We start from the raw sequence: 9,131 nt of genomic DNA on the forward strand, positions 1-9,131 counted from the left end.
GATGCTGGTTTGCTATTGGTTTAGCTTTCTCAGCTATTTTATTAATTTTTATCATTTAACTCACCTATGGAACATGAAATTGATTTTCTTAATTGTTCATTAGATTTAATAATCTCCAATGCTTCGGTATTAATTTCTTCAAAGGAAGAAAATGCACATACTAAAATTAAGAACTCACCAACTCTTTTGTAAATAGCAAAAATAGCTGGTTCATCCAGTAAGTTGGTGACTAGTTGGAACTTGCATTCTTCCTTTGTTCGACGGTAATGAGCAAACAAATCTTTATTATCTACAATTGGAAAGTTGTGATATTCGCCTGGCGAAACACGAAGAGTGATGGATTCGCATTCGATAATAGACCCACGTATTGCAATGCTGCTTTTTGGGTTGCTCATTTTTTTTCACCTGTTGTTAACTGATGAAATGAAGATTACTCATTTCGTTGTATTATGTAAACAACAAAATGAGTTTTATTTTAAAGTTAACATTAATTCGTTGTATTTTATTGAGAATTATTTTTAACGTAGTTTGTGCGTGTTTTATTGAAGCTGACCACTTTTGCTTAAGAGGTCGCTATTTGAATGCTGATTGAGGATATGAAGAGCAAAAAAGAGGCCGCGCATGCGACCTTGATCTAGTGTGAAGCAGATTTATAGCAGACGCAATTTGGTTTCTATAGCTACACCTATAATTTTGCAATTGCCATTAATTGGAACTAAGGGCCATGCTGGGTTCAGTCCTTTAAGGTAACGTTGCCCCCCATCAATGACTAATTTTTTGAATGTCGCTTCATTAGAATCTTCCATTTTAGCGATCACTAAATTCCCATTAGATGCCTCACGTCCGGTATCAAAAAGGACAAAAGTCCCTTCAGGTACGCTTAGTCCAATAGGAGCAGTCATTGAGTCACCACTTACTTCCAACCAGAATGCATCGCCTTGTATATGCGCATCAGACTCAAGCCAAAGATCAATATCCTTAAGGCTGTAAGCTTCAATAGCCTCCCCCCATGCGCCAGCTTGAACGCTGCTAATTACTGGGTATCGATATCCTGGGGTATGGGTGCCTACAAAAGAAACATTGCTACCTTCGCTCCCAGTGAGTAGGTAATCAGGATCGCACTGAAGAGCTTTAGCTAGTTCGTGCAAATATCGAGGGCGCTTAGTTCGTCCTGTTTCTACAGAGACAATGCCTTGTTGTGTCGTTCCAGCTAATTCAGCAAGTTCTGATTGTGTAAGCCCCAGCTCTAGCCTTCTTTGTTTAATCCTTTCCGCCAATGACATTTTTAACCCCCTCCATATTTATGCTAAGCATCATACAACAAGCGTTGTAATTGACAAACAACAAATTGTGTATTTAAATACTGCAAACGTTGTATTTGACTGAGGTTATATGTCTATTTCACTTCGATTGAAGGAACTGCGGCTAGAGCGAGGCTTAACACAGCATCAACTCGCTGTTCTTTCAGGGGTTAAGCAGCAAACTATTCAGCGAATTGAGTCGGGTACATCTCACCGACCCAGGCATCTCCTTGAAATTTCCGAGGCGTTAGGGTGTTCGCCTCATTGGTTGTTGAATGGCATCAAGAAAGATTTCTGATCTTTACGGAGATTAACTAATGAGTCCATCGGAGTTTATCCACAAACACATTTTAGTTGCGCTGGTGGCTGATGGCGTCCCTGACGTGATTGCTAGGGGGGGGGCAGACGAAGGCGTCAAGCACTATCACAAACTCGCTCAGGCAAGCCGCAAGGGTGCCGCTTTCGACGATTGTTTGCGGGAAGCGCATCTGTGGGTTCAGTTCAATTGTTCGAAAGCCGAACGCAAGCCGGGCCGGAAGCGGCAACCAAAGTCTCAGATTCAGCTCGGATTAGTTTAACGACGAGGGGCATTGATGGCTTATGAGCAGTTCGTCCAGGTAATCATGCCAACGGTGTTTTGTCCCGAGGATGGGAAGTGGATTCAGGAGCAGTTACAGCAATTGGCACCCTCGTTGCGCAGAAAGGTTGTCGTTAAGTATGCAGAGGCTTATCAGGTCGCGTTTTACACGGAGTCTGTTTCATACCGTCAAGAGAACAAAGCAAGGCATGAAGCTAATACGCGATTGAGATTGTTTGTGAAAAGCCACGGAAAAGCACTGCAGGGTTACACGGTCAGTCCGCCGTTGGTAGTGAAGTAATAGCAGCCCCGAAGGTGTGGCGGCTTGAAGCAGTAAATTACACGCTGACTTGAAGGTGTCAGGTGTTAGCAGGTCGAGATTCTTTGTCCGTCTTTTTTCGTATCAATGTACTCGTTAGCTAGTACGTGAATAAGGGAGAAGGAGGAGGGGGGTAAGGGGGGAGGTGGATGTGGGATTGGAATAGGCCTTTTCCAACAGACCACTCCATAGGTTAGGTAGATCTCGATCTAGGGGGTTAGCCCTCCAAAATGCAACCGTACTAGCAAGATGATACGCAGAGTAGGCATAGACCAGAAGAAAGGTTTTCTCTGGAATAGTTAATTGGCGAGAGGTTACACAATGCTGAACATTACACCGAACTTCGCACAGGAACGCGCTTTGAACATGCTGCGCCGTGACTGGAAGTCATTTAATTCTTTCATGGTCTATGCACCGACAGGCAGTGGTAAAACCGGCTTAGCGGCATTCATCGCTGACGGTTTTGTCAGTCGTGGTATGCGGGTGCTGTTTGTCGCCCCGTTCACCGTTCTGATCAACCAGACTTCCCGCCGTTTTGTTGAGTACGGTTTGCCGGAAGATGAAATCAGCTTTATCTGGCGCAACCACCCGAGCTATGACCCTGCGCTAAAAATTCAGATTGCCAGTGCCGATACGCTGATCCGCCGTGAGTTTCCCGACAATATCGATCTGCTGATTATTGATGAAGCCCACTTACGCAGAAAGCAGATCCTGATTGAGATTAATCGACTGGTTACCGAAACCAATGTGAAAGTTATTGGGCTGTCTGGTACGCCATTTTCACCATTTTTAGGGAATTACTATAACCGTCTGATTAAGCCCACGACCATCGGAGAGCTGATCCAGCGTGGTGACCTGAGCGGTTACGAATTCTATGCGCCCGGCAAACCTGACTTGAAAGGCGTTAAAACTACCGTTTCTGCTGAGTTCGGATCTGACTATAACGAAACCCAACTTGCAGAAATCATGTGTGGTGCTGATCTCGTTGGTGACATCGTTGATAACTGGTTACAGAACGGGCGGGATCTGCCTACGGTGGCATTCTGCGTAAACGTAGCTCATGCCAACTACGTCACTATTCAGTTTAATAAGGTTGGGATTAACGCCGAGGTGATGGTAGCTGAAACACCTCATGAAGAGCGTCAACTCATCATTCATCGCTTCGAAATGGGCGCTACGAAAATCATCGTCAGTGTGGGTGTGCTGGTGGCTGGCTTTGACAGTGATGTCCGCTGCGTTATCTATGCCCGCCCAACAAAAAGCGAAATCCGCTGGCTACAGAGCTTAGGCCGTGGGCTTCGAACCGCGCAAGGGAAAGAGTCGTGTCTGATTTTCGATCACAGCGGCACAGTGCATCGTTTGGGCTTCCCTGACTCTATCGAATACAACGAACTGCCATCCAAAAACGACGGAATGAAAGATAGCGCCAGTCGTGAGACAGAGGAACGCACTGAAAAACTCCCTAAAGAATGCACTGAGTGTCATTTCATGAAACCCGCAGGGGTATACGTCTGCCCTAAATGTGGATTTAAGCCACTGGCAGGACAGGACGTGGATACCGACACCCAGCGCGGACTGAAAAAATTGGGCAAGGGAAAGCGTGTATTCACCCAATCCGACAAGCAAGCCTGGTGGAGTCAGATCAAGTTCTATCAACGTCAGCGCTCATCGATGGGTAAGCCCGTAAGCGATGGGTGGTGCTCACATACCTTCCACGACAAATTTAGCGAATGGCCTAATGGCTTAAGTGATTTCCCGATGGAAATAACACCGGAAGTCAGCAGCTACATCAAACATAAACGCATCTCCTTTGCTAAAGGCCGGGAGAAATTAAAGCCACCAGTTCAGCAATGTAATTCCGGAAATATTGACGCCACTATGGCGATTATCGAAGCCAAAAATCACCTTGAAGAAATACGGAAAAGTTTAAGGAAACCAGCATGAAGACAGCAGAAGCAGCAAAGGGCCGATGGGCTGAGATTTTTGAATACTTCGGTTTACCGCCAATCACTGGCAAAAATCACTTCAAGGGGGAATGTCCGGTATGCGGTGCTCGCGGCAAGTTCCGTATTGATGATCGTGAAGGCGTTGGAATGTGGATTTGTACCTGTGATAGCGGCGATGGCATGAAACTGCTTAACCTGACTCAGAATAAATCATTTTCTGAGTTATGCGCCGAGGTGGATCAGCTTATTGGCAATAACTATCGACACATCAGCATTCCTGTCACCAGTTCAGCAGCGAAACAGCGGCAGCGAGTTATCAGTAAGTTTTCAAAGCTGGTGGATTTGCGCGGTACCACTGCCGCAGATTATTTGCGCCAGCGGGGTATTAACCGGCTTCCTGTTGAAGCGGTCCGGTTTTGCGATAAACAGCGGCATGCAGGGCGGGTATATCAGGCGCTTTATTCTCTGGCTACAGATGATAAGGGGGAACTCTGTTACCTGCATCAGACCCTGCTTGATGGGGATAAAAAAGCGAATATCGGTGATAGCGCTAAACGGCTTAAATCACTACAGGAACAGAACTATCTCGATCATGCTCGCTCAGTGGCGATCCGCATGTTTCCGGTTGCCTCCACACTGGGAGTTGCTGAAGGAATTGAAACATCACTGTCCTGCTATCAGGTGTACGGGATAAACACATGGTCAGTAATCAATGCCGGATTCATGGAGAAATTCAGGGTGCCAGCAGGCGTAAAACACCTCATCATTTTCGCTGATATGGATAAACATTCCGCCACTGGACAGGCCGCAGCGTTTAATTGTGCCACCGCCAATCTCAGAGCAAAAAACGATTTGATATCTGTCAGCGTGCGTTGGCCTGATAACGGCGATTTTAATGATTTTGTGATGAACGGCGACCAGGTTCGTGAGCAGGTCTATACAAAGAGGGCAGCATAGTGAAACTAGAATCAGCAATGAAACAGTTCAGCGCCAAGAGCCAGATGATTACGGATTCTCCCCGCGCTACCTCTTCCGACTCGCTCAAGGGACCGGACCTAGCCGCTGCAATGGGAATGGTTGAGGCTCGGGCCAGTTTCGGAATGGCTGCATATCTTGGCAAGGTTGGCATTAGCAAAGAGGACCGGATCAGAACCGTCGAACAGCTTACCCAATTTGCCATGAAGAATGCCCCGAAGCATGTCGGCAAAGCATCGGGCCGCCGAATGGCTCAATGTATGGTTATTCTGGCTAAATTTGCCTATGAGGAATACTGCAGTTCGGCAGCGGCTACTACCACATGTAAACACTGCAAAGGGAAGAGGCTGATTTACAGCATTCAAAAAGTGGTTAAACACCCCGGATGCGGTGAAAAAACAGATGCATGGATAGAGGATGAGCTGGTGGGTGAATTGTGTATTCCCTGTAACGGAAAGGGGAAAATTTCCCATCGTTGCCGCTGCAATGGCACCGGTAAAGTGCGTGACCTTGAGAAATCCAAGCGGCTTGGTGTGCCAGTCGAGAAAGAGTGTGAACGCTGCTCAGGAATTGGATACAAACGGACCCCCTCAACAACAGCTTACCGAGCGATTACAGCGCTGCTTCCTGAACTAACCCAATCATCTTGGTCGCGCAATTGGAAGCCGTTCTATGCGTCGCTGGTGGCTAAATGCGACATTGAAGAGAGTTATGCAGAGGATGAGTTTCAGCGAATTACACGATAGGCACATGATTGGTACTAATGGCGACACTTTTTAAACATATCGCTTGCATTTTGCATAAACTTGGCGTAATTTCTTTAAATAGTGGCATATCTCGCATGTAACCCACCACGAAAAATAAAGACCTCGCTTCGGCGGGGTTTTGTGCTTTTAATGTTGTAAATCTCTATTTATGGACATAGCTTTCTGGGGGAGTATTTATTATATTCATCACTTCTTTGACTATATTGTTGGGGTTGGCATGGATGAATTTTTAAATTATATCGATAAATTAGAGAGCCTCGGTAGCGCCTTGTTTTTCGGATTTTTAATTGGTGGTGTTTCAGCACTATTTTGCTTGTTTTTGACTAAAGACAAATATTACGTCGAAAAAAAATATGTAATCTATGCAATTTTAGTTGCACTAATTGTCGCACTCATGCCTCAATTTTTTGGAAATCACTCAGAGGGCATGAGGACTTTCGGCGAGTATGGGCAGGAGACTACTCGAGCGACGATAGATTCTTTATCTTGGCAAATCGCAGGAAAGATCCTTGGGTGTGTGGCGGGGTTTGGGGTTGCTTGGTCGGTGAAAAGGAAATATTTTCAATAATCGATTTTAAAAGAAGTTAAGCATGCTTCATTTGTACGCAGTGACAGCCGGGAAAAACCGGCAACTATTCCAGCCCTTGAGTTAATAGCTCGAGGGCTTTTTACATGCGGGATTATCCCCTATGTAGAATTAGCAGAATGTGGTGAGTCTACATTCGCATAGGTACTGGATTGGTTAATCCAATCGTTGTGAAACAGTACGCAGCCGAATATTGATTATTGGGTGCAAAAAAAACCTTACCACCGTTTATTTTGGTAAGGGGTGCCAATAGGCGAACACCAGGGAAATTTTTACTGCCAGACATCATATGATTGTTTTATTTAATTAATGTGACTTAAGTCAAATTGAATGAATAAGTTAATAAAATTCATAAAGATATACTTAATAATACGCATTCGTAATAGTGATTATTATTAACTATCCAATCACGTTAATGGTTTTATAAGCTAGAGTTAATGTATAACCAACTGGCCAGTACCACGGGCAGGCCCCCGTAACGATACCCCTTCGCTTCAGCCCCGCCTAACCGCTAGGGCTTTTTTTTCATTTCTACATTCGCCTGAGAATCATTGAGTAACGGGTTCATATCCCAATCTATTTAGATCATTGTTCCACCAATGACTTGGCGCTCAGCCGAATGTGGTGAATGCGCATGCTAAAGCGCCGCAATACTGGAGATGAAGTGACCGTGCAGGCTGGCAAAACTCCAGCAGACGGCCTGCAAGGGAGAGTGTAAACCCACTCCCTAATAAACGGAGTNGCGCAGTGAGAATCTGACATAGCCGAGATCAGCGCCGGCCACCACAGAAGTAGATTGAAAGGTATGCGGTCAGCACATTGGTAGATGTTGACGCCGGAACCGCAACCGGCTTCAAATTATAGTTAACGGCATGAAAACGTTAAAGTACGTTAACGCTCACTTTGGTGGGCCTTTTGTATTTTGAGGGTATACTGCCAGCAGATTGCTTTGTATTGATCCTGAAATGTAACCATAACTGTAATAATTTGAGCAACCTAAGCACATTCAGTGGTTTATTGGTAAGAAAGATAATCTGTACAAGAAATAACCTACACTGAATGGGGAATTTTAACTTTGAGGTTTTTATGATCCCTAAGGGATATAGCTTAAATGCTACATGCGATTACGTAAGTAGGTTAATCGGCGAAGCTGTTATTAAATTTCGCGTAAGTGGAGAAAATATCGACTTGAATAATTTAGTACAACATTTCAAGTCTGAATTTTTACAAGAGCAAAATGAAGAACGTAAATTTTATTTGAGTTTAGCTATTGGAATGCTTTCTGTAGATTAGTTATCAATAGAAATCAGATTTTTCGGTAAGCATCTTTGGTTTTTTCATGTCAAATATCCTGTTAATTTAAAGTTAATTAGAGTTATCTTCATTGAATTGCACTATTTTCATAATATTGTCCGAGATTCTCATTGCTTCCTACTCATTTAGGCGTAGGGTTGAACTCACAACGATTTACCCCTGTTGTATGTGACTTTTGAGGATTTAGCCCGCTTCGTAGGGGCATTTTTTTGTTTATATATTAAAACATTACGCCATTAGCTCATCAGGATAGAGCGCCAGTTTTCTAAGCTGACGGTGCGTGGTTCAAGTCCGCGATGGCGTACCAAATTTTAGCCCTAGCTTAACCGCTGGGGCTTTTTCGTTTTAGCCCATCAGTCACCCAATCAACTCCACACACACTATTAACAGATGAGTGGCTGCACTGATGGGCTAAATTCCTTAACTACACGCCCAGCCCGTCCGGGAGGGGGAGATATGAAAATGCATAACAACCCTGACCTTATGGACATCATTACCCGATGGATAGCCGCACATCGTCCCGAGTTGGGCTATGGCGGGATCGCTGGGATTATCGCCTGGTTACGTGGCCGGTATAACGAGAAGCCATGGCGTAGATGTTTTTTGGATGCACTGATGTGTGCTGCGATAGCTTTTGCGGTGCGTGACCTACTTAATTTCTTCGGGTTATCGACCGACCTCGCATACCTTTCAAGCGTAATTATTGGTTATCTCGGCACGGATTATTTATCCAGCTTGTTCAAGTGGAAGGTAACGGGCAGACCAATGGGAGAAGGAAAAGAGAATGACAAGTAATTTTAGATTCAGCCAGCGGAGTGAGGGGAACCTCAAAGGCGTTAATGCTGACTTGGTGAAAGTGGTTCGCCGCGCTCTGGAGCTATCGACCATTGATTTTATTGTTATCGAAGGGGTGCGCACTTTAGCGCGGCAAGAGCAACTATACGCTCAGGGAAGAACAGCGCCCGGCAAAATTGTCACTTGGACAATGAGATCTAAGCATATCACTGGCAATGCTGTTGATTTATTGCCGGTAACGGGCTGGGACAACTTATCTTCTTTTAAAGCCGTGTCCAAAGCGATGTTTCAAGCTGCCAGTGAACTGGGTGTGAAAATTACTTGGGGTGCCGATTGGAACGGAAACGGCATTCAAGAGAAGGGAGAAACGGATAGTCCTCACTTCGAGATATCTGCATGAAAGAAACCCTATTGAGATTGATAGCCGTCGCACTGACGATTTCAGTTTTAGTCGGCGGCGGGTACTGGTGGGGTTGATCTTCACCCTGAAAACAGTGCCAGCCTAAACTGAAGTATCCGGTCTTTCTTTCATCTCACTGAGAGGCATATCA

The 9,131-nt window shown here is 45.0% G+C and carries 12 protein-coding genes and 1 tRNA gene; 11 read left to right on the top strand and 2 right to left on the bottom strand.

Annotated features, from left to right (window positions below):
• Nucleotides 1-41: 41 nt before the first annotated feature.
• Nucleotides 42-395 carry a hypothetical protein gene (locus V2A85_RS19285; protein ID WP_050156666.1) on the bottom strand — a complete coding sequence of 118 codons (354 nt, stop codon included), beginning with the start codon at nucleotides 393-395 and terminating at the stop codon, nucleotides 42-44.
• Nucleotides 396-650: 255 nt separating this feature from the next.
• Complete coding sequence (locus V2A85_RS19290) at nucleotides 651-1,283, bottom strand: LexA family protein (protein WP_050127340.1); 633 nt, start codon at nucleotides 1,281-1,283, stop codon at nucleotides 651-653.
• Between the two features lie 109 nt (nucleotides 1,284-1,392).
• On the opposite strand from V2A85_RS19290, the gene V2A85_RS19295 reads away from it, so the two are divergent.
• The 11 genes from V2A85_RS19295 (at nucleotide 1,393) to V2A85_RS19345 (ending at nucleotide 8,980) form a co-directional block, all read left to right on the top strand.
• Complete coding sequence (locus tag V2A85_RS19295) at nucleotides 1,393-1,599, top strand: helix-turn-helix domain-containing protein (protein WP_072079314.1); 207 nt, start codon at nucleotides 1,393-1,395, stop codon at nucleotides 1,597-1,599.
• A 19-nt stretch (nucleotides 1,600-1,618) separates the two neighbouring features.
• Nucleotides 1,619-1,879, top strand: coding sequence for a hypothetical protein (locus V2A85_RS19300; RefSeq protein WP_420072119.1), 261 nt, complete (start codon nucleotides 1,619-1,621; stop codon nucleotides 1,877-1,879).
• Between the two features lie 15 nt (nucleotides 1,880-1,894).
• Nucleotides 1,895-2,179 carry a hypothetical protein gene (locus V2A85_RS19305; protein ID WP_050127345.1) on the top strand — a complete coding sequence of 95 codons (285 nt, stop codon included), beginning with the start codon at nucleotides 1,895-1,897 and terminating at the stop codon, nucleotides 2,177-2,179.
• 384 nt (nucleotides 2,180-2,563) lie between these two features.
• Nucleotides 2,564-4,141 (top strand): DEAD/DEAH box helicase, encoded by a 1,578-nt coding sequence (locus V2A85_RS19310; RefSeq protein WP_420072126.1) that lies wholly within the window; start codon nucleotides 2,564-2,566, stop codon nucleotides 4,139-4,141.
• Entirely contained in the window at nucleotides 4,138-5,100 is a 963-nt protein-coding gene (locus V2A85_RS19315; protein ID WP_420072120.1) for a DUF7146 domain-containing protein, read from the top strand. The genes V2A85_RS19310 and V2A85_RS19315 overlap by 4 nt, the downstream gene beginning before the upstream one ends.
• Before the next feature lie 44 nt (nucleotides 5,101-5,144).
• Complete coding sequence (locus V2A85_RS19320; protein WP_420072121.1) at nucleotides 5,145-5,864, top strand: antitermination protein; 720 nt, start codon at nucleotides 5,145-5,147, stop codon at nucleotides 5,862-5,864.
• Nucleotides 5,865-6,102: 238 nt separating this feature from the next.
• Entirely contained in the window at nucleotides 6,103-6,453 is a 351-nt protein-coding gene (locus V2A85_RS19325; protein WP_420072122.1) for a hypothetical protein, read from the top strand.
• Between the two features lie 1,104 nt (nucleotides 6,454-7,557).
• Nucleotides 7,558-7,764: a hypothetical protein gene (locus tag V2A85_RS19330; protein WP_420072123.1), complete on the top strand. Its 207-nt coding sequence runs from the start codon at nucleotides 7,558-7,560 to the stop codon at nucleotides 7,762-7,764.
• Nucleotides 7,765-8,015: 251 nt separating this feature from the next.
• Nucleotides 8,016-8,092: transfer RNA gene (locus tag V2A85_RS19335), tRNA-Arg, on the top strand.
• Between the two features lie 149 nt (nucleotides 8,093-8,241).
• Nucleotides 8,242-8,580 (top strand): phage holin, lambda family, encoded by a 339-nt coding sequence (locus V2A85_RS19340; RefSeq protein ID WP_420072124.1) that lies wholly within the window; start codon nucleotides 8,242-8,244, stop codon nucleotides 8,578-8,580.
• Nucleotides 8,570-8,980, top strand: a complete 411-nt coding sequence (locus V2A85_RS19345; protein WP_420072125.1) for a M15 family metallopeptidase — start codon at nucleotides 8,570-8,572, stop codon at nucleotides 8,978-8,980. Before V2A85_RS19340 ends, V2A85_RS19345 begins: the two co-directional genes overlap by 11 nt.
• The last annotated feature ends 151 nt before the right edge of the window (nucleotides 8,981-9,131 follow it).

Source organism: Yersinia sp. 1252 StPb PI (genome assembly GCF_048593885.1).
GTDB lineage: Bacteria > Pseudomonadota > Gammaproteobacteria > Enterobacterales > Enterobacteriaceae > Yersinia > Yersinia enterocolitica_E.

Coding starts and splice junctions, on each gene's coding strand:
- V2A85_RS19315 (WP_420072120.1), top strand. CDS start 4,138: ATGAAGACAGCAGAAGCAGCAAAGGGCCGATGGGCTGAGATTTTTGAA.
- V2A85_RS19325 (WP_420072122.1), top strand. CDS start 6,103: ATGGATGAATTTTTAAATTATATCGATAAATTAGAGAGCCTCGGTAGC.
- V2A85_RS19295 (WP_072079314.1), top strand. CDS start 1,393: ATGTCTATTTCACTTCGATTGAAGGAACTGCGGCTAGAGCGAGGCTTA.
- V2A85_RS19290 (WP_050127340.1), bottom strand. CDS start 1,283: ATGTCATTGGCGGAAAGGATTAAACAAAGAAGGCTAGAGCTGGGGCTT.
- V2A85_RS19330 (WP_420072123.1), top strand. CDS start 7,558: ATGATCCCTAAGGGATATAGCTTAAATGCTACATGCGATTACGTAAGT.
- V2A85_RS19310 (WP_420072126.1), top strand. CDS start 2,564: ATGCTGCGCCGTGACTGGAAGTCATTTAATTCTTTCATGGTCTATGCA.
- V2A85_RS19340 (WP_420072124.1), top strand. CDS start 8,242: ATGAAAATGCATAACAACCCTGACCTTATGGACATCATTACCCGATGG.
- V2A85_RS19305 (WP_050127345.1), top strand. CDS start 1,895: ATGGCTTATGAGCAGTTCGTCCAGGTAATCATGCCAACGGTGTTTTGT.
- V2A85_RS19300 (WP_420072119.1), top strand. CDS start 1,619: ATGAGTCCATCGGAGTTTATCCACAAACACATTTTAGTTGCGCTGGTG.
- V2A85_RS19285 (WP_050156666.1), bottom strand. CDS start 395: ATGAGCAACCCAAAAAGCAGCATTGCAATACGTGGGTCTATTATCGAA.
- V2A85_RS19320 (WP_420072121.1), top strand. CDS start 5,145: ATGATTACGGATTCTCCCCGCGCTACCTCTTCCGACTCGCTCAAGGGA.
- V2A85_RS19345 (WP_420072125.1), top strand. CDS start 8,570: ATGACAAGTAATTTTAGATTCAGCCAGCGGAGTGAGGGGAACCTCAAA.